Origin of the sequence: Chitinophaga sp. YIM B06452, from assembly GCF_039655965.1 — a bacterium.
Taxonomy (GTDB): Bacteria; Bacteroidota; Bacteroidia; order Chitinophagales; family Chitinophagaceae; genus Chitinophaga.
Genome location: NZ_JAWLKY010000002.1, coordinates 191,670 through 213,574 on the forward strand (window position 1 = coordinate 191,670; position 21,905 = coordinate 213,574).

General features: G+C 54.5%; 20 protein-coding genes. 11 read left to right on the forward strand and 9 right to left on the reverse strand.

Translation table 11 applies throughout. From position 1 onward, the window contains the following. Window positions 1–151 precede the first annotated feature (151 nt). The 3 genes from R3I13_RS10490 to R3I13_RS10500 all read left to right on the forward strand — a co-directional run bounded on the left by R3I13_RS10490 (window position 152) and on the right by R3I13_RS10500 (window position 3,148). Entirely contained in the window at window positions 152–1,261 is a 1,110-nt protein-coding gene (locus R3I13_RS10490; protein ID WP_346317898.1) for a sensor histidine kinase, read from the forward strand. A 3-nt stretch (window positions 1,262–1,264) separates the two neighbouring features. Further along, on the forward strand, window positions 1,265–1,951 hold the full coding sequence (locus tag R3I13_RS10495) for a LytTR family DNA-binding domain-containing protein (RefSeq protein ID WP_346317899.1): 687 nt from the start codon (window positions 1,265–1,267) through the stop codon (window positions 1,949–1,951). A gap of 72 nt (window positions 1,952–2,023) precedes the next feature. Then, entirely contained in the window at window positions 2,024–3,148 is a 1,125-nt protein-coding gene (locus tag R3I13_RS10500; protein ID WP_346317900.1) for a DUF2341 domain-containing protein, read from the forward strand. Here the strand turns inward: R3I13_RS10500 and R3I13_RS10505 are convergent, their stop codons facing one another. Then, window positions 3,149–4,804: an FAD-dependent oxidoreductase gene (locus R3I13_RS10505; RefSeq protein WP_346317901.1), complete on the reverse strand. Its 1,656-nt coding sequence runs from the start codon at window positions 4,802–4,804 to the stop codon at window positions 3,149–3,151. 54 nt (window positions 4,805–4,858) lie between these two features. Further along, window positions 4,859–5,362, reverse strand: a complete 504-nt coding sequence (locus tag R3I13_RS10510; RefSeq protein ID WP_346317902.1) for a DUF4251 domain-containing protein — start codon at window positions 5,360–5,362, stop codon at window positions 4,859–4,861. 162 nt (window positions 5,363–5,524) lie between these two features. On the opposite strand from R3I13_RS10510, the gene R3I13_RS10515 reads away from it, so the two are divergent. After that, window positions 5,525–5,839: a hypothetical protein gene (locus R3I13_RS10515; RefSeq protein ID WP_346317903.1), complete on the forward strand. Its 315-nt coding sequence runs from the start codon at window positions 5,525–5,527 to the stop codon at window positions 5,837–5,839. A 45-nt stretch (window positions 5,840–5,884) separates the two neighbouring features. Next, the gene (gene dinB / locus R3I13_RS10520; protein WP_346317904.1) at window positions 5,885–6,961 is read left to right on the forward strand and encodes a DNA polymerase IV; all 1,077 of its coding nucleotides are present in this window, start codon (window positions 5,885–5,887) and stop codon (window positions 6,959–6,961) included. A gap of 231 nt (window positions 6,962–7,192) precedes the next feature. Here dinB and R3I13_RS10525 read toward each other — a convergent pair whose 3' ends face one another. Then, on the reverse strand, window positions 7,193–8,710 hold the full coding sequence (locus R3I13_RS10525; protein ID WP_346317905.1) for a carboxypeptidase: 1,518 nt from the start codon (window positions 8,708–8,710) through the stop codon (window positions 7,193–7,195). Between the two features lie 186 nt (window positions 8,711–8,896). On the opposite strand from R3I13_RS10525, the gene R3I13_RS10530 reads away from it, so the two are divergent. Next, window positions 8,897–9,244 (forward strand): hypothetical protein, encoded by a 348-nt coding sequence (locus R3I13_RS10530; protein ID WP_346317906.1) that lies wholly within the window; start codon window positions 8,897–8,899, stop codon window positions 9,242–9,244. Between the two features lie 260 nt (window positions 9,245–9,504). On the opposite strand, the gene R3I13_RS10535 is transcribed toward R3I13_RS10530, so the two are convergent. Genes R3I13_RS10535 through R3I13_RS10555 form a run of 5 tightly spaced genes read right to left on the reverse strand, consistent with a single transcriptional unit; the run spans window position 9,505 to window position 14,292 of the window. After that, entirely contained in the window at window positions 9,505–11,637 is a 2,133-nt protein-coding gene (locus R3I13_RS10535; RefSeq protein WP_346317907.1) for a TIM-barrel domain-containing protein, read from the reverse strand. 51 nt (window positions 11,638–11,688) lie between these two features. After that, window positions 11,689–12,546, reverse strand: coding sequence for a metallophosphoesterase (locus tag R3I13_RS10540; RefSeq protein WP_346317908.1), 858 nt, complete (start codon window positions 12,544–12,546; stop codon window positions 11,689–11,691). A 13-nt stretch (window positions 12,547–12,559) separates the two neighbouring features. Next, the gene (locus R3I13_RS10545) at window positions 12,560–13,039 is read right to left on the reverse strand and encodes a hypothetical protein (protein WP_346317909.1); all 480 of its coding nucleotides are present in this window, start codon (window positions 13,037–13,039) and stop codon (window positions 12,560–12,562) included. Between the two features lie 18 nt (window positions 13,040–13,057). Beyond that, window positions 13,058–13,438, reverse strand: a complete 381-nt coding sequence (locus R3I13_RS10550) for an SRPBCC domain-containing protein (protein WP_346317910.1) — start codon at window positions 13,436–13,438, stop codon at window positions 13,058–13,060. 14 nt (window positions 13,439–13,452) lie between these two features. After that, a complete protein-coding gene (locus R3I13_RS10555; RefSeq protein ID WP_346317911.1) occupies window positions 13,453–14,292 on the reverse strand; it encodes a S1-like domain-containing RNA-binding protein in 840 nt (279 codons plus the stop codon). Window positions 14,293–14,483: 191 nt separating this feature from the next. Here R3I13_RS10555 and R3I13_RS10560 point away from each other — a divergent pair, with 191 nt between their 5' ends. Then, complete coding sequence (locus R3I13_RS10560; protein WP_346317912.1) at window positions 14,484–14,687, forward strand: cold shock domain-containing protein; 204 nt, start codon at window positions 14,484–14,486, stop codon at window positions 14,685–14,687. Window positions 14,688–14,734: 47 nt separating this feature from the next. On the opposite strand, the gene R3I13_RS10565 is transcribed toward R3I13_RS10560, so the two are convergent. Next, window positions 14,735–15,523 carry a DUF4846 domain-containing protein gene (locus R3I13_RS10565; protein ID WP_346317913.1) on the reverse strand — a complete coding sequence of 263 codons (789 nt, stop codon included), beginning with the start codon at window positions 15,521–15,523 and terminating at the stop codon, window positions 14,735–14,737. Between the two features lie 93 nt (window positions 15,524–15,616). Between R3I13_RS10565 and R3I13_RS10570 the strand changes: the two genes are divergently transcribed. From R3I13_RS10570 to R3I13_RS10585, 4 genes are all read left to right on the forward strand, one after another. After that, the gene (locus tag R3I13_RS10570; RefSeq protein WP_346317914.1) at window positions 15,617–16,510 is read left to right on the forward strand and encodes a LytTR family DNA-binding domain-containing protein; all 894 of its coding nucleotides are present in this window, start codon (window positions 15,617–15,619) and stop codon (window positions 16,508–16,510) included. A gap of 326 nt (window positions 16,511–16,836) precedes the next feature. Next, window positions 16,837–19,587, forward strand: coding sequence for a carboxypeptidase-like regulatory domain-containing protein (locus tag R3I13_RS10575; protein ID WP_346317915.1), 2,751 nt, complete (start codon window positions 16,837–16,839; stop codon window positions 19,585–19,587). A gap of 11 nt (window positions 19,588–19,598) precedes the next feature. After that, entirely contained in the window at window positions 19,599–20,837 is a 1,239-nt protein-coding gene (locus tag R3I13_RS10580; RefSeq protein WP_346317916.1) for a parallel beta-helix domain-containing protein, read from the forward strand. A gap of 9 nt (window positions 20,838–20,846) precedes the next feature. Further along, window positions 20,847–21,872 (forward strand): SO2930 family diheme c-type cytochrome, encoded by a 1,026-nt coding sequence (locus tag R3I13_RS10585; RefSeq protein WP_346317917.1) that lies wholly within the window; start codon window positions 20,847–20,849, stop codon window positions 21,870–21,872. The last annotated feature ends 33 nt before the right edge of the window (window positions 21,873–21,905 follow it).

Consider the following 21,905-nt stretch of genomic DNA (forward strand, 5'->3'; position numbering starts at 1 on the left):
AAAGAAAGCGCAGGGCTTTCCCGGCGGAAAGGCGCTTTCGATGAAGCCTGGCGGCTTTCCGGCAAAACGGGGCCGGGGCGGTTTCGTCGATAAAAAAGCCGTTTCGCCGATCAGGAAGCCGCCGTGAGCGGCAGGGACATTAATTTTCAATATGCAGCAGGAACTTCCATCACCATTCAAACAGCACAAACCGTCCCGCTTCCCTCTTTATTACGAAGGGTTTATCTGGCTCATGTACGTCGTGATCTGGAAATACGATTATTACCTGGGCATGCTGCCCCGCATGAGCGTACCCGGCGGGCAGGTCTTCCCCTTCAACGGCCTGCTGCTGTATGCCATCGCCACAAGCCTCTACATGATCCTTTATTACCGCCTGCTGGCGCCCGCTTTGTTTACCCGCAGGCGGTACGGCCTGTTCGTGCTCACGGCCATCCTGTTCTTCGCCTATGCTTCCAAGGTGAATTACTGGGCGTTCGGGAAGCTATTCCTTGCGCTGAACCAGCAACTGCTGCTGCAGGATTTCTATGTACAGCAGGATCATCTTGCCACCGTCCGCATACAGCATTTCCTGACCGGCTGGGATCTCCGGCTGCTGGCCATTGAGTTTGCCATGTTCACCTCCATCTTCTTTGTGCGTTTTGCATTCCGGAACGAAGCCCGCAAACACCAGCTGGAAACGGACAATCTCCACCTCCAGCTGGAATCGCTGAAAGCGCAGCTGCAGCCGCATTTCCTCTTCAATACGCTGAACAGCCTGTATGCCATGAGTCTGCAGCAAAGCAAAGAAACGCCCGCGTTCATCCTCCGCCTGAGCGATATGCTGCGCTTCATCCTGTACGATTGCCAGGAGAGCAAAGTGCCGGTGGAAAAGGATGTGGCGTTCATGCAGCATTACATTGAAATGGAAAAGAAACGGTACCCGGATGCGGTGATCGATTTTACAGCGGAAGTGGAGGCGGGCGACCGGAAAGTGGTGCCGCTGCTGTGTATCAACTTCCTGGAGAACAGCTTCAAATACGGCGCGCACCGCATTACCAGCAATGGCTTCGTACGCGGGAAGCTGGTGCAGCGGGGCAATTCCCTGCATTTCAGCCTGGAGAACGATGTATTCCCCCTGCAGGAAAGCAGCGCCAATAAAGGCGGTATCGGGATTGAAAATGTGAAACGCAGGCTGGCGCTGTATTATCCCGGCAAACATCGTTTGGCGATACAGGAACGGGATAATATTTTTACCGTAGAACTCAGCATTGAATTAAATTAGGCTATGATCAGATGCATGATAGTGGACGATGAGGTGATGGCCCACCAGATACTGGAAACGTTTATCCTGCAAACGGAAGGGCTTACCCTGGTGGCCAAATGCCGCAATGCTATGGAAGCCTTTGCCAGGCTGGAACAGCAGGATGTGGACCTGATGTTCCTCGACATTGAAATGCCGCTCATCAGCGGCACCAAATTCCTCCGTTCGCTCAGCAAGCCGCCGCAGGTGATATTTACGACCGCCTATGCAGAGCACGCCGTGGAAGGCTTTGAGCTGCAGGCATTGGATTACCTGCTGAAGCCCTTTTCCTACGAGCGTTTCGCCAAGGCCGTGGCCCGCATGCCCGCAAGCGCTGCCGCGCCCGCGCAGCCGGAAGACGCCGGTTCCCTCGTTGTGCGCGAAAAAGACGCACTGGTGAAAATCCCGTATGCAGACATCCTCTATATCGAAGCCGCGCGCGATTACATGAAAGTGCATACGCCCGGCAGGCATTACCTCGTGCTGCAAACCATGAAAAAGCTGGAAGAAGCGTTACCACCGGCACTTTTCGTGCGCACGCATAAATCCTTTATTGCCGGGCTGCGGCATGTGAAGCAGATCAAGGCGGAAAGCCTCGTGCTGTCGCAGGATATCAGCATCCCGCTCAGCAGTTTGTATAAAGAGCAGGTGCTGAAGCGCTACCGGGAATAAAATGGAATTTTTGTACCTTCCCGTATGCCCGCTTTTATGAAAAACTTACTGTTGCCCTTTTTCTTTTGCTGTTTGACACTGCATGCCCCTGCCCAGCAATCCGCGCAATGGCCGTGGTTTTCAGAGATCAGGATGAACACAGGCCTCTCCGGCGCCAATGTTGGCGGCGATGTATCCGCTTACCCGCTGGCCGTACAACTGAACGCTTCCAGCTTCGACTTTTCCAAAGCCCGCGCCAACGGCGCTGATATCCGTTTTTCCACCACGCCCGACGGGCCTTTTCTCCCGCACAGCATCGAGTGGTGGGATCCGGTGAACAAAAAAGCGCTCATCTGGGTGAAAGTGCCGCTCATCAAAGGAAATACAGACCAGCAGGCCATTTACATGCATTGGGGAAATGAACGGGCGGAAGCGGAAGACCATGCCGCTGAGATCTTCTCCGTGAAAGAAGGCTTCACCGGCGTATGGCACCTCAATGAACCCGGCAATACCCTGCCCGAAGGATACAAGGACGCCACCGCCAATGCCGCGCATGCCACCGGCGTGAACATGCGCCCCGTCTGCACGGTAGACGGCCCCCTCGGCAAAGCCCAGCAATTCCGTTACAGCGACGGCCAATGGATCAAAGTGGACAGCGACAAACGCAGGCTGTTCGACATCACACGCCAGCTGACCTTTTCCATCTGGGCCCTGGCGCATACCTATTCCAACAAAGGCGATGAAAACAAACGCGTGCTGCCCGGCTACGAAACGATGTTCGCCAAAGGCGACAACAGCTGGCGGCTGCAGAAGTTCGGCATCCGCAACTGGCACCAGCCGGAAGCAGAACTGGTAGAGGTTTGCGTGGAAAGGCTCAGCCCCCGCGGCGACCTCTGCGTGGTAGGCAGAACGGATATGAAAACGGAGCAATGGTATCACATCACCGGCGTGCACGATCATCCCTACGTAAAACTCTACGTGAACGGCGTGCTGGATAAATCCGAAAAGTTTGATGCCGAATGGAAAACAGATGACCATCCCGTTGGGATCGGCAACCAGAGCCAATTCCCGGAAAAAGGCGGCCGCAACTGGGACGGTGTGCTGGACGAAGCAAGGGTGATCGGCCAGGCAAAGAACGAGCACTGGATTAAGCTGGATTACGAGAGCCAGCGGCCCGGCAGCCGCTTCCTGCAATTCGGGAAGGCGCAGCAGAAATAATTACTTCCCTGCCATATGCAATGCCGCAATGTAGCCGAAAGTCATAGCCGGCCCGATGGTAGCGCCGGCGCCGGCGTAACTGCGGCCCATCACTGAAGCGGCATTATTCCCCGCCGCATACAACCCTTCGATCACCGTACCATCTTCCCGCAGCACGCGCGCATGCCCATCTGTGACCAGGCCGCCTTTAGTACCGATATCTCCCGGCACCATTTCCACCGCGTAGAACGGCGGCTTGTCTATCGGCGCCAGGCAGGGATTGGGCTTGATGCGTGGATCGCCGTAATAGCGGTCGTAAGCCGATTCCCCGCGATGAAAATCTTCATCTTCCCCTTTGCGCGCCATATCGTTGAAACGCCGCAGCGTATTCACCAGGTTCTCTTCCGGAATGTTGATGCGGCGGGCCAGTTCATCCACCGTATCCGCTTTGAAAATGATCTTTTCACGGTAATAGGCTTTAGGGATGCGCTGCCGCGGGAACATGCCGAGGAAAAGATAACGGTTGCGGAAACGCTGGTCCATGATAAAAAAGCACGGGATATGCTGTACGCCCTGCGCATTACGGCGGTACATTTCATGCACCACATCCACGTAGGCCGCTGCTTCGTTGGTGAATCGCTCGCCGGCATGGTTTACCATAATGGAGCCGGGCTGCGACCGTTCCGCCACGCAGAAAAAAGCTTCCGCGCCGGGTGTACGCACAGAGGGCCCCCACCAGGCATCGTCCATCAACGAGAGGGCCGCGCCGGCTGCAATGCCCGCCAGGTGGCCGTCTCCCGTGTTGCCCGGCGAGCCTTGCGTCCATTCCGTGGTTTCAGGCGCAGGCATGAATTCCCGGCGCATGTGCAGGTTGCGTTCAAACCCGCCGGCAGCCAGCAATACGCCTCGCGTTGCGCGAAGGGCAATCTCTTCCCCATCTTTTTCCACGATCATGCCCGTTACTCTCCCATTCTCAGTGAGCAGGCTTTTCATGGGCGAATTCAGCCACAGGGGAATGCCTGCTTCCTTCATGCTCATGCGCAACCGCGCGGAGAGCGCCTGGCCCAGGCTCAGCATCTTTTTGCCGGTCAGCTTGCTGCCCATGGCACGGAGCATCACTTTCACGGAAGTGCCAAAGCCTCTCCAGGTGCGGAAAGCCATGTTCATGCGGTTAAATTCGGCGGAATTGAAGGAAAAGCCCATCGGGATGGGCACTACGGGCGGGTTCAGCAAAGCGAGGTCTTCTTCCAGCAGCGCGCCGTTAAACAGCAGGGGCTCAATGGTGCGGCCTTCGGCAAGCCCGCCGGGCTTTCCAGGGTAGTAGTCCGCGTAACCGCGGGCGTATGAAAAACGCATGTATGCAGTGTGCGCCCGCAGGAAGGCCAGCATAGCCGGGCCCTGAGAAAGGAAAGCGGCTTTTTGTTCTGAAGGCGCGTCTTCGCCTGCCACGGCATCGAGGTAAGCGCGGGCTTTTTGAGGATCGTCGTGTATGCCCTCCCGTTGAAGCACATAATTGTTCGGCACCCATATGCCGCCGCCGGAGCGGGCGGTAGAGCCGCCATAATACGCGCTCTTCTCTACGATGAGCACCTTCAATCCGTCGTGATGCGCCCTGAGCGCGGCCGTCATGCCCGCGGCGCCGGAGCCGGCGATAATTACGTCAAAGTCTTCTTCCATGTGCCTGTATAAGCAATTTTGGTTGGGCCGGGATATACAGGACGGGGTAAGGGGTTATTTTTTGCTCTTGCGCGGCCGCCTTTCCGTAATAATGCCATTGTATGAAATAGGCTGGCGGTTGGTACTGGTGACCTGCAGGCTGGCGTACCCGCTTTCGGATACGGTCAGGAAGAACTGCTGCACATCCTGCACGTCTTTCGGCTTGATGGTGATATCCCATCCGCCGTTCCGGCCGGGCTTTTCGTCGTATTCAAATTGTTGGGAGATGAACTGGATGCCGCCTTTGGACGGGTCCATAGGAGCTGAATAAGCGCGCCCGAAATAAGGCAGGAAAGAATTCACCGTATCGCGCGATACGGTTACGTCGTACCCATCCCCTTGCATCTGCCGCGTGCGGCCGGTCATGGGCAGCACCGTCTGCACCTGGAACACATAGTTCCTGTCCGCTATCAGCTGCTTCAGCTTACCGGCGTCTGCCTGCTGTACCTGCTGCGGGGCGGAACACTGGAAACCGGCCAGCACCAAAAGGAATAACGGTATCATTTTCAAGCATTTCATATGCGGAAATTTACTGTACCCATAAGAAACAAAACGCAGGCCATAAATGTTGACAGCCATACAGGCATTCACAATCAGCCACTTGCATTTAATAACGCTAAAACACCGCAGCTTATGATATTTTCATTATATTGTTTAGCATATCCTTAAACACCATACACTATGACGCCTCTCACTTTGCTCCTGCCCGGAGCCGCCCTTTTTTTCGTAGCCCACGTTTTTTTATTGTTCACCTCTTTCGGAAAATCCGGCTACAACTCAAAAAAATACCGCTGGTCGCACCTCACCCTCTGGATCTGCGGCATCCTGTTTTTTATTGCAGCGACCTTGTACGCTGGAACGGGGGAATCGCCCGTCATCGATGTGTTTGACACGCGGGTGAAACAAGGCCTCTTCCTCGTGATCCCGCTGGTATTATCTGCCATCGCGCACACTATCGTGAAGCTGTTCGTGATGCCGAAGTACCAGGGCCGGTAAAACTCCTTTGCTCCCGCTGCTGCGATTGTTGCGTATATTGCATGCATGTCCGTCCGCAAGATCATTCATATAGACATGGACGCTTTTTATGCATCAGTGGAGCAGCGGGACAATCCTGCATACCGCGGCAAGGCCATTGCCGTAGGCGGCTCTCCTGAAGGGCGCGGCGGCGTGGTGGCCACCGCCAGTTATGAGGCCCGTAAATACGGCGTACGCTCCGCCATGCCTTCCAAAAGAGCGCTGCAGCTCTGCCCGCATATTATTTTCGTATACCCGCGCTTCGCCGCCTACCGCGAAGTAAGCCAGCAGGTGCGCGAAATATTCCACCGCTACACCGATCTCATAGAACCCCTCTCCCTCGACGAAGCATACCTGGACGTTACAGAAGACAAGCTCAACATCGGCTCCGCCATCGCCATCGCGCAGCAGATCAAACAGGCTATCCGTGAAGAACTGCAGCTCACCGCTTCCGCGGGCGTTTCCATCAACAAGTTCGTGGCCAAGATCGCGTCGGACATGCAGAAGCCGGACGGGCTCACTTTCATAGCGCCCACGCAGGTGGAATCCTTCATGGAAGGCCTGCCGGTAGAAAAATTCTTCGGCGTAGGGAAAGTAACGGCAGACAAAATGAAACGCATGAACCTGCACACCGGCGCGGACCTGAAGAAACTCACGGAAAACGATCTCGTGCAGCATTTTGGGAAAACAGGCCGGTTCTACTACCGAATCGTGCGGGGGGAAGACGACCGGCCCGTGCAGCCGCACCGCGAAACGAAATCCGTAGGCGCGGAAGACACCTTTCCCCACGACCTCACCACCCTCGAAGAAATGTATCCCGAGCTGGATAAAATAGCGCAGACCGTTGCCAACCGCCTTCAGAAATATGAATTAAAAGGCAGGACCGTGACCCTCAAGATCAAGTACAGCGACTTCAGGCAGATCACCCGCAACCAATCGCTCCCGCAAGGCATCAACGACCTGGAAACCATTGCGGCTACTGCAAAGCAGTTGCTGGTGAAAACCGATCCTGCCGATGTGAAGATCAGGCTGCTGGGGATCACGCTGTCGAATTTCGGGGAAGATAAGCCTGTTACAGGAACGGCGCAATTGACGTTGTTTTGAAGCAGCTGAGCCGAAATAGGAGCAACGAAGCAAGGAAAATCGTCATTGCGAGAAGCAGCTGGGCCAAAGCGCGAGGGGCGACGAAGCAATCTCCTGCATTGGATTGATACCCCCTATGTTTGGAGATTGCTTCGTCGCGCTTCCTCCCGCATAGCATTCCTTACTGCTCCTCGCAATGACGGGCTTTGTCGCATTGACAGCCTTTGTTGCAATGACGGTTTTGCGCGATGATCAGTATTTCGCGGGCTGACCTGCTTTCGGGATGGATTTGAGGATGAACTCGCGCAGGTGTTCGTTGCTGGTGGCCAGGTCGTCTTTGCGCAGATACATCATATGCCCGCTGCGGTAGCCTTCCCAGGAGAGACGGTCTTTCAGCTTGCCGCTGGGGTCCAGCTGCCACATGCTGTATTTGGCGTTGAAATAATCGCAGGCGCCGTCGTAGTAGCCGCTCTGGAAAAGCACATGCAGGAAAGGGTTCTGCGCCATGGCCTGCCGCAGGTTCTCTCCGGTGCGGTTGCCATTGTTGTCCCAGGGGAATACGGGGCCGAACATGTAATATTTCAGGTCCGTTTTATATTTCAGCTCTTCGCGGAGATACATGTTGATGGCGGGCGTGAAGGAATGCAGCCAGGAAGTGAGCTCCGCATTGAAATCTACCCTTTCGCCGCCGTCCCTGCGGTCGATGCCCAGGTAGCGGGAATCCAGGCGGCCTACGGTATAGCCGCGGTCGCGGAGCAGTTCTTTCCAGAAGAGATTGGTGGAGATATCGAGGTTGTTCTGCAGCACCACTTTTTCCGGGAGGCCTGAGTAACGGGCCACTTTAGCCGCTATTTCCTTTTTCTTCGCATCGCTGATAAAGCCGCCTTCGGCCAATGCAGGCAGGTACTCCTTGATGGTGAAAGTTTCCACCTCGGGCAGCATAGCCGTAAGGTCTTTCGCCTGCAGATCGGAAGCCAGCGCTTTATGATACCATGCGGTAGCCGCGTAATAAGGCAGCCTCAAAGCCGCTTCCGCAGGGCCGTTGCGCTCTATGCCCAGTTCCGTGGGCGACACCAGCACTACGCCATTCACGTAGATCCACTGCGAGTTCATCAGTTCCAGCGCAAGCCCCGAAACGCGGGTGGTGCCGTAGCTTTCGCCGACCAGGTATTTGGGGGAAGCCCAGCGTTTATAACGGGTCACGAAGGTATTGATCCATTCGGCGAGGTATTCGATATCCTGGTTTACACCGAAGAATTTAGCGCCCTGCACATCTTTGCCTGCAGTGCGGGAGAAGCCGGTATTCACGGGGTCTACATACACGATATCGGCCACATCGAGGATCGAGTGCGGGTTGTCTTTCAGTCCGTAAGGCTGCACGGGATAACCTTCGTCGTCTATTTTCAGCACGCGCGGGCCGGTATACCCGATCTGCATCCATACGGAAGCCGTTCCGGGGCCGCCGTTGAAGGAGAATACGAGGGGGCGCGAAGGCTGGTCTGCCACGCCTGTCCTTTCAAAATAAGTATAAAATACCCCGGCGATGGTTTTACCGTCATCGTCCCACACGGGCAGGGAGCCGGCAGTTACTTTGTAGGGAACCCGCTGACCTTTAATGGTTACTTCGTGGCTGGTGGTAACGGCGGCGTCGATCTTCAGGGCGCGGGTGGCGCTGGACTGGCTGTAGAATTTTCCATCTGAAGTATCGGCTTTTTGGGCAAATAGGCTGGTGCAGCTAAGCAGGAGCGCTGCGGTAAGGATGTTTCTCATATTTTAAACATATCAATAAAAATTAAATCCGCATAAATTTTATGATGCACAGGTAAATTTTCCCCGCCGAAAAAACACATTACAAATAATTCTATCCACATAAATTTTCATCGTAAATCATTAAAAACACATAGAACCACAAAAATTTCACTATAAAACTTGGATTTAGATCATTATTTTGGGTGAATGAAAACAATACTCCTAATCCTCGCTCTCCACACATCAGATTCGACTGTTAAAAAACAGCGCCCTTTCACCGCCGGGCTCGAAGGCGCAGCCGCGGTAACCGTTGGCAACAACATTGTATCCGTAAACGTAGGCGGTCCCTGCCTCCGGCTGAGGCTGACCCCCAAATGGGCGGTTGGCGTAGCAGCAGTACCCTCGTTGTTCATTTTCAACGGCAAAGCCGAGCCTAAACTTGGGCTGACCCCAAGACTGGACTACGGCAAATGGCAATTACAGACACCTGGCTTCTACATGGCCAAAACCGACAAATGGGCCTGGACCTTCGGCCTGGGGTACAAATTCATGTAGCCCCGAATTAAATTCCCGCAAAACGTTATGGAGGAGTATACAAAAACGGGCGCAGCATTCCTGCCGTGCCTGTAAAGGATATCCGTTGCCTTTGCAAACCAGGCAAGCGGGTACGCATGCAGGCAAAGGGCGCAGCAATATATGCCGTGCCTGGAAGGGAAGTTGTTTGCCATGTGTAACGGGCTTAGCCGGTGATGCTGAGCAAAACAAAACGGGCGCAGCAAATTTGCCGCGCCCGTAAGGATATCTTTTACAGTAAATTATTTTGTCATAAACGTCCAGGTAACATTCTTCTGGTACCCAAAAGGCTTGCCCGCCTGCGGCTTGCCCATCGTGCCTTTGCCTGCTTCCGACTTCAGGGTCACGCGGCTGAATGCGCCTTTTTCAAAATCGAAGGTCAGGCCATCGTCGTCGTACAGCTCAAAGGAGCCGTGAGCCGTTCCGTAAACGCGCACTTCGAGCGGCAGTACCTCTCCTGTTTTCGGCGCCTGCCTGCGCGCGGGGATCATCGGGATGAGGCCGCCATCGCGCACGTACAGCGGGATCTTGTCCAGCTCGGCAGTGATGGTGATCACTTCGTTTTCCCCGGCCAGTTTGCCGGTGTAGAAATCATACCATTTGCCTTTGGGCAGGTACACCTTGCGGCTCGTTTGCTTCGCAAAGAAAGGCGCCACGATGAGGTTGTCGCCCATCATGTACTGGTCTTTCAGGTCGGAGCGGATCTTGGCTTCGTATGGGTTCAGCGTGGCGTCCAGCTGGCCGCCGGATACCTGCGGGATGTATGCAAAGCCGTCTACGAGGTTCATGGAACGGAAAGGCGGCTTCCCTTCAAAATGATACTGCGCAAAAGTGGAATACAGGTAAGGCAGCAGGCGCATCCGCAGCATGGCTACGTCCTGCACGGCCTTTTCCACTTCGGGGAATGACCAGGGTTTGGTGCCGTCTGCCCATGCGTTCAGCATGGCCATGGGCGAAAAACAAACGCTTTGCATTCTTCTCACCCATTCTTCCGCACTTTTGGAGGCGCGCACCTCGGGCGTCCACAACACGCCGATGAAGCTGCTGTTCACCAGCGCGGTAATGAAGTCCGGGTGGGAATAATAATCGTTGTAGATCACATAGGGAAAATTGCTGGCGCCGGCGTTGGAAGCCCTTACCAGCCCATATGTGCGGCGGTTCTGTTCGCGGAACCATTCATCCGTCATCTTCTGCATGGCGAGGCCATAGACCTGGCGCATCTGTTCCGCCGCGGTACCGGAGGGAAAGGTGGCTACATCGGGCCAGAGCCAGTTGTCGTAGCCGTCGTTCTCATCCATTTTATACCCGCTAACGCCAAGGGATATATGATTTTTGATGAAATGCTCCTTAAATGCCTGCCGCGCTGCGGGCAACGTGAAATCCGCTACCAGCCCGTTCCATACGGTATGGGTGCCTGACAGGGGTTTTATTACCGGGTACAGCGAACTCTTAGGCGATACATAAGGGTTTATCCAGAGGTTGGCGCGCACACCTTTGGCCATCAGCCCGTCTATGAAGCCTTTGGGATCGGGGAAACGCTTGCTGTCCCACTCAAATGTACAAGGGTACGACATGGAATGCCAGCCCGGCTCAACGCCGATAAAGTCCAGGGGAAAGTTGTGTTCTTCAAACTCGGAGGCTTCGCGGAGGATGTCTGTCTGCGAATATAATGTCGGCACCCTTTGCGTAAAACCCAGGCCCCACTTGGGCGGCAGGTATCCGCCGCCGTTGAAGAGATTGTAACGCTGCACGGCATTCATGGCGGTGGGGCCGCCGAAAATGTAAATCTCTGCGCCCGCGGCTGGCACCAGTATCTCCATCGCATCGGAATATGGCTGGGAATCCCAATCCTTGTTGCCGTTGCGGTCGTGCAGCACAGGCGGATTCTTCGTATCCACGCGCACCGCTGTGCCGGCGTACACGGTCAGGTAGCGCGCCGCATCCACCAGCACGCCGTAGCCGCGGCTGGAAACATAAAAAGGAACGGGCGCATGGGTGCGTCCGTTATCTTCCCCGCCGTAGTGGTCCATATGCAGCTGGCTCACCCGGCCGCGCTGGTTGACGGTTTTGAAGTTCAAACCCAGCCCGAAGATCTGCTCTTCCCTTTCGAGGGGAAAACGGAGATATACTTTCCCGTCGCGGTAAGTAACGGCGATATCCGCTTCCGCCAGCGGGAACTTTGCGGCGGGCAGGGCCTGCAGGGAGGATTTGCTGGCCTTGTTATCAGCCACGCCCAGGAGGGTCACCTTTTCAGGCTGGCCGGCAGTGGCTTTCCAGATACCGGGCTCTATTTCTTTCCATTGTAATTGCGCCTGTGCGCCTGCGCTGAGCAGCAGGCATAGAAGCACGAGGCGGAGTGCGCGCGTATTATTCATATATCGTGGAAACTTCTACGCATAAGGTATAAAGGAATTCCTTCACACCCTTTATTTTGTCAAAATTGAGGCAGTTTCCGATAAAATATTACTGTTCACGGGCTCCTTCTGTTCTGGATTTACCTGGTAACAAAGCACTTCGCCGTCTTCCAGCACTTCCACGATGCGGTAACCGTAATAAGGCGTGCCCCAGCTGCCCGCAATGTGGCTGTCGAAGAAATAATGCTTGCCGTTCTTTTCCTTCATTCCGTCTTCAGCGTGATCGTGGCCATGGAAAACGGCTTTCAGGTTCTTTTGTTTGGAAAACATCTCTACCAGCTCAGGACAGTCGATCCCGTGCTCCGTCCATTTCACGGGCGTGATGTGCATGATCACGAACAGGTGTTTTTTTCCTGCGTACATCTCCAGCCTTGCCCTGGTCCAGTCCAGGTCAGGGCAGATATATTTCCCTTCCACATCCGCGGTATTCAATACGATGAATCCTGCATCCCCTTTTTCGAAATCGTGGTGCCAGGCGGTGCCGAAGGTCTTTAGCCACTCCGGTTCCGCGATCTTGTCGTGGTTGCCGTGAGACACCACGTAAGGCATGGCCAGCTTATCCCAGGCTGCTTTCACATCGGGCAGGAATTTGGCATCGTCGTGGAAGAGGTCGCCATTGATCACCGCCATATCCAGCCCGCGGCCTTTCTTCTCCTTGTTCAGCCATTTTACCATCCGCTGGTGGTTCTCATAATAAGTGGTCTTAGGCTGGCCGTAATGCCCGTCTGAAGCCAGTGCAAAACGGAGCCTCACCTTTTTGCGGGACGGCAGGGTGAAACCTGCGGGGGCAAAGGATTGCAGGGTATTACCTGCGCCAATGAGCACGATGCCCTTCAGGGTCATCTCAAGGAAATTTCTGCGGGAGATCATACGTTGTGGTAGATTAAATATAAGTTAAGGCGTCCAGCTGTTTGCGGTAATCGAACTGCAGGTCTTCATGCTGGCTTTCGATCGCTTTTTCGATCTTGCGCAGCTGCTGCTGGTAAAGATTGGCCAGTTGCACGCTGGCGCCGATCTTGATGCCGCTGCGGCGCATTTTCTGGCAGAAGAACAGCAGGAGTTCCGTTTCAGCCTGTTTAGACCCGGTAAATCTAATATGTTTGTTCGTGATCCGGAGAATTTTCCGCAAAGTTTTCTTTGAATGGTACAGGTGGGTGGTGGAAAGGGAGTCGAATTCCAGCGCGATGAATTCTTTCACGGAAGCGATGTACCCGTCCAGGCTGTGCGATTCGAACAGCAGGTAGGTGAGCAGCTCCTTGCTTTCCTTCTTGTATTTGGCCAGCCGCAGGCAAAGCTCCACCAGCTGCGCATGCGGCACGGTTCCCAGCTCTTTCTTTAATTCGTTGATAGTGGCTGTCTTCATATATCGTTCATCAATCCCCTATTCTTCATAAAAATCGATGAGTGAGCCGAAATATGCATCACGCCAGCCTTCCACGATATCGTCATAATCTTCATCGGGGATATTGCTGTGTTTCAGCTCGGCGGAAGTGCCTTTTTTGTGCGGATGCAGGATGATGGTAACGATGGAAGGCGTTTCCTGCTCCCCGAAATACCATTCCTGCACGATCTTCCGGCCTTCTTCGAATTCGAGGTTGCGGCCTGCGATGCTGCCGTCCCAGAGGGAAAATTCGGAGCCGGGCTCGGTGCTCATATCGGCCTTATCGCCCGTCCACAGCTGGATCGTGGGCGCATAAGTGAGCGCGCGGTATACTTCTTCAGGCGGGGCGGGAACGATGAAATGTTGTTTGAAATCTTTCATACTGGACAATATTGTTATGCGCCTTCCACCAGCTGGATGCCGGTTTTGGTGAAAGCGATCTTTTGCTGTTTGTATAAGCTGCCGGTGGTCATTTTGAAGGTCTTTTTGCTCATGCCGAAAAAAGCGTAGATCTCTTCGGGATCAGACTTGTCGTGGTAAGGCAGGTACCCGTCGTTCTCCCGCAGCAGCCGCATGATCTTCTCCGCTTCGTCTTCCACTTTTTTATAACCGCTCTGCCCAGGCACCACATCAACCAGGTTGCCTTCCTTCACGGCTTTGACGAAACCCTTGAAGCGGTCGCCAATGTCCATGGGCCTGAACTGGTCGCTGTAATGCAGGATGCCGGTGTGCAGGTTGTTGATGATGGTCACAAAACCGATATCCGTGCGGCGGTAGATCACCAGGTCTACCACATCTTTTTCTTTTATGGTAAGGTGCTCGTTGCTGAGATAGGGATCGATCTTTTCGGTGGCGGCTACACGGCCTGTAAGCTCGTCGAGATAGATCCTTACGAGGTATTCCTGCCCTTTCACCATTTTGGAAAGCTGCTGCGATTTGGGTACAAAGAGGTCTTTGAGCAGGCCCCAGTCCAGGAAAGCGCCCTGTGCCGTAACATCCACCGCTTTGAGGTTCACCACATCGCCTACGATGCCGAGCGGTTTGTCCGTAGTGGCAATGAGGCGGTTCTCGGAATCGTGATAGAGGAATACTTCCAGTTCATCGCCGGGTTTGGCGCCGCGGGGAACGTACCTTTTGGGAAGCAGTATTTCCTGGCCGCCGCCGCCGTCGAGATATACGCCGAAATCCGTTTCCTTCTTGATCTTTAGCGTGTTGTACGCACCTGTTCTGGTCATTATTATACGATATAGCTTGCGCAAAGGTACAATAAAATAAATGGGAGCCGGAGCGCGGAAAACAACACATATGCATATTTACCCATCTGTAAACGACTACTCAGCAAGGCTGCGGGGTTATTATTGTAATAATTAGGTGTAACAGATTATTAATCATACCTTCGTAGCCATTTATTTTTTAATTTTTACACATGGAACAAAAATTCACCGGAACTGTAAAGTTCTTCAATGAAACCAAAGGTTTTGGTTTTATTAAACACGACGAGTCTTCCAAAGAGACTTTCGTACACGTTAACGGTCTCATCCACGAGATCCAGCAAGATGACCGCGTAGAGTTTGAACTGCAGGAAGGAAGAAAAGGCATGAATGCTGTTAATGTAAAACGCATCGATTAAGCTTGCTTAATATATCGTTTACCGGCCGGTCTGATGACCGGCCTTTTTTATTTAAAAGACCTTAGCGAACCGGCCGGGAAATCCCACTCCGGCGTTTGCAGGGCCTCCCCTGGTTTATTGTGGTACCATGGCGAGGAAGAGGCGGGATTCTTCAATATATGGATATCCTGCGCGGGCATATAACTCTGTGCCAGTAGAAAGATCCGTTCCCCTTTAATGTTTTGCGCCACGTCCATCACGATCACCGCATGGCCGGGAGAGCCGCCCTGGATGAATACATCGCCGGGATTGACCTCGTTGCCCGCGGGCTGCAGTTCACGCTGGAGGGAAAGCGTGCCGGCATAAGAAAATACAGTCTGGAGATATTGTTCAAAGCATGCCCGCGTATGGCAGGGTTGCGCGCTGCGTTTACGCAGGAGGCGGCTGCCTGATAACACGAAGCGGTCTCCTTTACGCCAGCCTTCGTAATCCATCAGCGTACCATCTGTGGCGCGAAAAGCGATGCGGCTGTATTGCGCCTGTGCGTAATGATATTCGGCGTACAGCCGCATGACCGCATCAGCGCATTGCTGGAGGTCTCGCCGGCCAACGGATACGTCCAGCACAGCGTATTGCGCGGACTGGTTGGCTTTGGGGCGGCCGTTGAAGAGGTAAACCGTGTTGGCGGGTTTGAGCGGCATTTTGCGCAACCATTCCCCGAAAGAACCTGCCGGCTGGGGAATGCGCTGGTAGCCTTGCGGAAGGGCGATGTTGCCGGTGGTGAGGGTTGTGATAAACAATGCGGTGAGGAACATGGCGGAGTTTTTTTGTGAGATGCGGATGCCGGAAAATTCCATAAAAGAGTTTGTGCGTCGACGTCATCGAACGGGGTATACCCGGCGTTCCGTAATTCAAAAAAGAGTTCTACCTTAATCATATAATCCACGGCAATGAAAAACACGCTCACTATTCCATTGAACGGCCAGGCGGCGGTACCCGGGTGGCTCAATGCGCCTTTCCGGCTGCTGGACCCTGTGGGGAACAGGGTTTTCCTGATCCTGTTCTGCGGGGTCTTCAGCTTCCTTTTCATGTACATCTTCTCCCCTTTCAATATGAACCAGTGGTATGAAGGCGGGCCGCTTTCCGTAGCGGGCGTGTTCTGCGCTTTTTCCCTCAGCGGCATTGCGGGCATGACCCTTTCCCAGTTCGGGCTCATCAGGCTGAAGGGGAAAAAGCCGCTCAGGCACTGGCAATTCCTGGCATGGTTTACCGGGGAAGTGATGCTGGTGGCGCTGATCGTGAACGTCGTGAATGTAAGCATGCATGACTACCTGGAATATTCCTGGCCGGAGTATACCGATACGTTAAAATATGGTTTCGGGGTAATGGCCCTGCCTTATTCCATGGCGCTGCTCTGGTTCCAGGGCCGGGCAGCCGCGGGTCGGCTGAAGCACCTCGCGAAGACGCCCGCAGCCACGCCATCCGCAGCCCCTGAAGAGCTGCACATCCACGACGAATATGGCAAGCTGGCTATGACGCTTTGCCCTTCCAACCTGCTGCTGCTGAAAGCGGAAGACAATTACGTTCATCTTTATTACCGCAATGGCAGCGCAGTGAAAAGGGAACTGATCCGCAGCTCCCTCAAAAAGCTGGAACCCCAACTTTCAGGGCACGGTTTCACAAGGGCGCACCGTTCTTACATGGTGAACCTTTCCAAGGTGCTTTTATTCAAAAAACACACAAAAGGGCACTTCGTGGTAATGGAAGGGATCGATGAGGTGCATGTACCGGTATCCGGTTCTTACCTGCCTGAATTTTTGCAGCGGTTCGCCCCGGCGGAATAGCAAGATGTAAACCAGGATGGGGACGGGGCCCGGGCCTGCCTCACCCCTATTAACGCCGTATTAAACCCGTATTAAACCCGTAGTTAAAGCGTTGATAAAGCACCTTTAATAGTACTCCGGTACCAGGAGGTACATAAGCGATACCGGATAGGCCAGCCCATCGCCATCGCTCTTACCGGCAGCGGTATTGCAGCATGTTCACCCCAGGCACCTGATTTCACCCCGCAATTGCTCCTGTTCACCCCAAAGCGGCTGTTCCCCTGCCCGCCGCAGCTCCCTTTTCCCTAATATCGCTGCTACCATTCCAACCAAAATTACCCTGAACTATGACCAAACTGATGCTACTGACCGTCCTGGGACTGTTCTCCGGGCTTGCCAGCCTGAGCGCGCAGCATGTGATCTCCGGTAATGTGCGCAACAGCGCCACCGGCGAAGCCGTGCCCGCCGTATCCGTTAAAGCGAAAAATACCCCCTATGGCGACTATACCAACGACCAGGGGAATTTCCGTTTTACCCTGCACGCCGCCCTGCCCGTTACGCTCGTCATTTCGTCCATTGGGTATGCTTCCAAAGAAATGGAAGTAACCGGCGCCGGGCCGCTGAACATTACCCTGGATCCCGCCAGCATCCTCGGCAACGAGGTAGTCGTATCCGCCAGCCGGCACGTGCAGCGGAAGATCGAATCACCGGTCACCATTGAACGGATCGACAACAAAGACATTATCAATTCGGCGCAGACTAATTATTATAATATGTTGCAGGGATTGAAAGGGGTAGACATCACTACGTCCAGCCTCACCTTCACCACTGTTACCACCCGCGGGTTCAATACCAGCGGCAATACCAATTTCACGCAGATCGTAGACGGGATGGACAACCAGGCGCCCGGCCTCAACTTCCCACTGGGCGCATCCATCGGGCTTACGGAGCTGGATGTGGACAACCTGGAAGTGCTTTCCGGCGCTTCCTCCGCCCTCTACGGCTCCCGCGGGCTGAACGGCACGCTGGTAATGACCGGCAAAGACCCTTTCAAATACCAGGGCCTCAGCTTCCAGGTCACGCAGGGCGTGAACCACGTAAAAAAAGGGAAAGGCAACGACCCGATGGGGCCCTCTCCCTACTACGACTGGACCCTCCGCTGGGCGTACAAAGTGAACGACAAGCTCGCATTCAAGATCAACGCGCAATACACCCTTGCTAAAGACTGGCTGGCCACGGACACCAGCAACACCAACAGCCCCGGCACCAGGTATACCGACCCGAATTACAACGGCGTGAATTCATATGGCAGCAAAACTTCCGTAGACATCAACCCTTTCCTGCAGGCCGCCCTGGCGCAGGACCCGTCGCTGGCGCCTATTATAGACCCCTTGCTGGCCAAACCCTCCAACTACGTAGCCCGCACCGGCTACCCCGAATACGGTTACCTCAGCAACGAAGCGAAACTCCTGAAGCTCAACGCCGAAATACGTTACAAGATCCGGCCACGGCTGGAAGCCATCGTATCCGGCACGTATGGCAGCGGCAATGCGGTGTACAGCAACGATACCCGTTATGCCCTTACCGGTTACAAGATCAGCCAGTACCGCGCCGAACTGAGGAGCGAACAATGGTTCCTCCGCGCCTATACGTCCAAAGAAAACTCCGGCAACACCATCATTGCCAGTCCCACCATGCAGCTGCTGAACGAAGCCTGGAAACCCAGTTTCAATCCCGCTACCATGGACGGCTGGTACCCGCAATACACCGGCGCCCTGCTGCAGGCCCTGGCCACGGGCAGCAGTCTTGACAACGCCCACTGGGCCGCCCGCCAGTTTGCCGACCAGGGCAGGCCCGAAGCAGGCAGCGCGGCATTCAACCGGCTGAAAGACAGCATCGCCGGCCTTCCCACCTCCCAGGGCGGCACGCTTTTCCTGGACCGGAGCAGGCTTTACAACACCGAGTTCCAATATAATTTCACGAAGCTCATTCCCTGGGTGGAACTGATCGCCGGGCTCAACTACCGCCTCTACCGCCTCGATTCCAAAGGCACCCTTTTCCCCGATACAGACGGGCCGATAGACGTGGCCGAATACAGCGCCTATGCGCACTTGTCCAAAAAGCTGATACAAAATAAACTGAGGCTCGGAGCGGCTTTCCGGTACGACAAAAATACCCTGTTCGACAAACCCCGCATCACCACACGTGTATCCGCCGTGCAGGAGATCGCAAAGGAACATTTCCTGCGTTTCTCCTACCAGAACGCCTACAGCTTCCCTTCCAACATCCAGAGCCTGCAAAGCACGCTGGTGGATTATAACTCCTACGCCTCCGGTGGCTCCGCCAGGCTGCTGTACGGCGAATACCAGTTCGATAAATACCCGCCCTACCTGCTAAGCAGTGTGGCAGCATACCAGCAGACCAACGACCCGTCCAAGCTGGAGCGTTTCAGTCCCCGGGACATCAAACCGCAGAGCGTGGATGCGTTTGAGCTGGGATATTCCGGCCTGTTTGCCCGCCGCGTGCTTGTGGATGTGCTGGGGTATTATTCCACCTGGAAAAATTTCATCGGGTATGTGAATGTGGCCAATACGCCGGGAACGGACGACATTACAGCGTTCAAGGAGCGCAGTAAATATATTTCCTATAATATTGCATATAACGGCGCAGAAAAGGTAAATACGTACGGATATGCCGCCAGCGTGAGCGTAGACCTGAGCCGCAATTTCATGGCGAAAGCCAATTTCTCTTCAGACTTTCTCAGGAACAGGAACAACAGCCAGATCAATAATTTCAATACTCCCAACTGGAAATTCAATGTAGAATTCGGCAATACCGGCTTCGGCAAACAACAGGCTTTCTCTTTCAACACCAGTCTCCGTTACCGCCCGGCGTACTTCTACGCCATCGGTTTCGCGAGCGGCACGATAGACGCCAATGTAGTGCTGGATGCACAGGTAAGTTATAAATTGGCAAAGGCCCGCTCAAGGATCAAGATCGGCGCTACGAACCTGACGAATAAATACTACTACACCGGCTTTGGCAGTCCCGGCATTGGCGGAGTCTATTATGCAACATTCGCTTACAACGTTTTTTAAAACATACCACTATGAGATACTCCATCCTGTTACTGGCGCTGATGGCCGCATGCGCCGCACCCGAAAAGAAGACAGAAGGCGGTTTCAAGACCGTGCTGGCTTTCGGCCCCGGCGAAGAATCAAAGATCACCGAAGCCTTCCTGACCATGACGGACAGCAGCAGCCTGGAACTGAAGGCAGGCACGTATAAATTCAACAACCTCAGCCTCGTGCAGCTCAAACACATCCGCATCACCGGCGCCGGGCCCGATAAAACACTGCTGGACTTCTCCGGGCAAACGCAGGGCGGCGAAGGCATCCGCGTGGCCGAAGTGGATGGTTTCGAGATCAGCGGCATGACCATCAAAGATTCCAAAGGCGACCTGCTGAAAGTGAATAAAAGCAAGAATGTGACCATCACCAACCTGCACGCCATCTGGTCCACCTCCGACTCCACCAGCGGCGGTTATGGCATCTATCCCGTTCTCTGCACCAATGTGCTGGTGGAGAACTGTTACGCGCAAGGCGCATCTGATGCGGGCATTTACGTGGGGCAATCCAACAAAGCCGTTGTAAGGAAAAGCAAAGCTTACAAGAACGTTGCGGGTTGTGAGATCGAGAACACGACCAACGCGGAAGTTTACGACAACGAATTTTACGGCAACACCGCCGGCTTCCTCATTTTCGACCTGCCTGACCTGAGCCAGCGCGGCGGGCATGTGAAGGCTTACAACAACTACATACACGACAACAACGAAAGGAACTTCGCCAAATCGGGCAGCTTCGGCACCACCTGGGGCGTGGGCAACGCGGCGCCCGGCAGCGGGGTGATCATCCAGGCTACGTCTGACGTGGAGCTGTACAACAACCGCATCATCAACAACAACTCCAGCGCTATCATCCTCGTATCCGGCTTTTTTGTGGATGCCAAGGCGGGCGAAAAGATCAACGCGAATTATTTCCCCGTATCGAAAAACATCCTGATACACGGCAACACGCTGGAAATGGGCACCAGCTTCCCGGAGCCGGTATTCACCCATCACACCGGCAAAATACTCGTGGCCATCGAGCAGGCGATGAAACAGCGCATCCCGCTGATCGTGTACGACGGTATCTCCACCAATGTGCTCACGCGGGAGAAAGCCACTAACCCGGATTCCATATGCATCAAACAAACCGGCAGCAACTTATTCGTGAACGTGGACGCGCTGAACATGGGCAAGCCGCAATGGAGCCCCGGAACGGACATGACGGCATTTACCTGTAAATAATCTATCGTGATGAGATATGTGATCGTATTGATCCTGGCTATGACTACCCTATACAGTTGCAGGCCCAAAAAGCCTGCAACTACTTCCGGCTTCCTGGAAAAACTGTCGGACTACGGCTTCTTCAAAGGAAAGCTCAGCCAGCTGAGCCCGGAGGCCCATGTGCACCGCTACGACCTCGCCACGCCGCTGTTCACCGATTACGCCATCAAAGACCGCTTCATTGCCCTGCCCGAAGGCACGGGCATGCAATACCGCGACAGCGGCGCTTTGCAGTTCCCCGATGGCACTTTCATCATCAAAAATTTCTCCTACCGCGATACCGCGGGGAACAAAGTACTGATAGAAACGCGGCTGCTGCATAAAGACCCGCAGGACGGCAAATGGAAAGTGATGAACTACCTTTGGAACGCCGCGCAAACCGAAGCAGAGAAATGGATCGCCGGCAAACAGGTGCCCATTACCCTGCTGGACGATCATCAGCAACGCATCAGCACCCTGTACCAGGTGCCCAACACCAACGATTGCAAACGCTGCCATTCCAGTAACGGCACGCTGCTGCCCATTGGCCCGAAAGCGCGGAACCTGCATTACGGCAAAGGAGAACAGCTGCTGCAATGGGCTTCAGCCGGCATCTTGCAGGACATGCCAGACATCAGCCGGGTGCCGGCGCTTCCCGTGTGGACAGACAGCCTGCATTATTCCATTTCACAACGCGCCCGCGCCTACCTGGATGTGAATTGCGCCCATTGCCACACCAAAGGCGGCGATGCGGACAATACCGGCCTTTTCCTTGAATACGACCAGCAGCAACCCGCTCACCTCGGCATTCTCAAAGGCCCCGTTTCAGCAGGCAACGGCGCAGGCGGGCTGGATTTCGACATCGTTCCCGGCAACGCCGCCGCCTCTATCCTCACCTACCGGATGAACAGCACAGAACCTGGCACGGCCATGCCCGAGCTGGCCAGAACGCTGGTGCATAAAGAAGGTGTGGCACTGATCGTGCAGTGGATCAACGAAATGAAGAAGGAGCAGTGATCTAATCAAAAAGGGCTGTTTCATTACTGAAAC

Coding starts and splice junctions, on each gene's coding strand:
- R3I13_RS10550 (WP_346317910.1), bottom strand. CDS start 13,438: ATGAAAGATTTCAAACAACATTTCATCGTTCCCGCCCCGCCTGAAGAA.
- R3I13_RS10585 (WP_346317917.1), top strand. CDS start 20,847: ATGAGATATGTGATCGTATTGATCCTGGCTATGACTACCCTATACAGT.
- R3I13_RS10510 (WP_346317902.1), bottom strand. CDS start 5,362: ATGAAATGCTTGAAAATGATACCGTTATTCCTTTTGGTGCTGGCCGGT.
- R3I13_RS10515 (WP_346317903.1), top strand. CDS start 5,525: ATGACGCCTCTCACTTTGCTCCTGCCCGGAGCCGCCCTTTTTTTCGTA.
- R3I13_RS10560 (WP_346317912.1), top strand. CDS start 14,484: ATGGAACAAAAATTCACCGGAACTGTAAAGTTCTTCAATGAAACCAAA.
- R3I13_RS10570 (WP_346317914.1), top strand. CDS start 15,617: ATGAAAAACACGCTCACTATTCCATTGAACGGCCAGGCGGCGGTACCC.
- R3I13_RS10530 (WP_346317906.1), top strand. CDS start 8,897: ATGAAAACAATACTCCTAATCCTCGCTCTCCACACATCAGATTCGACT.
- R3I13_RS10545 (WP_346317909.1), bottom strand. CDS start 13,039: ATGAAGACAGCCACTATCAACGAATTAAAGAAAGAGCTGGGAACCGTG.
- R3I13_RS10540 (WP_346317908.1), bottom strand. CDS start 12,546: ATGATCTCCCGCAGAAATTTCCTTGAGATGACCCTGAAGGGCATCGTG.
- R3I13_RS10575 (WP_346317915.1), top strand. CDS start 16,837: ATGACCAAACTGATGCTACTGACCGTCCTGGGACTGTTCTCCGGGCTT.
- R3I13_RS10495 (WP_346317899.1), top strand. CDS start 1,265: ATGATCAGATGCATGATAGTGGACGATGAGGTGATGGCCCACCAGATA.
- R3I13_RS10525 (WP_346317905.1), bottom strand. CDS start 8,710: ATGAGAAACATCCTTACCGCAGCGCTCCTGCTTAGCTGCACCAGCCTA.
- R3I13_RS10580 (WP_346317916.1), top strand. CDS start 19,599: ATGAGATACTCCATCCTGTTACTGGCGCTGATGGCCGCATGCGCCGCA.
- R3I13_RS10535 (WP_346317907.1), bottom strand. CDS start 11,637: ATGAATAATACGCGCGCACTCCGCCTCGTGCTTCTATGCCTGCTGCTC.
- R3I13_RS10565 (WP_346317913.1), bottom strand. CDS start 15,523: ATGGAATTTTCCGGCATCCGCATCTCACAAAAAAACTCCGCCATGTTC.
- R3I13_RS10490 (WP_346317898.1), top strand. CDS start 152: ATGCAGCAGGAACTTCCATCACCATTCAAACAGCACAAACCGTCCCGC.
- dinB (WP_346317904.1), top strand. CDS start 5,885: ATGTCCGTCCGCAAGATCATTCATATAGACATGGACGCTTTTTATGCA.
- R3I13_RS10555 (WP_346317911.1), bottom strand. CDS start 14,292: ATGACCAGAACAGGTGCGTACAACACGCTAAAGATCAAGAAGGAAACG.
- R3I13_RS10505 (WP_346317901.1), bottom strand. CDS start 4,804: ATGGAAGAAGACTTTGACGTAATTATCGCCGGCTCCGGCGCCGCGGGC.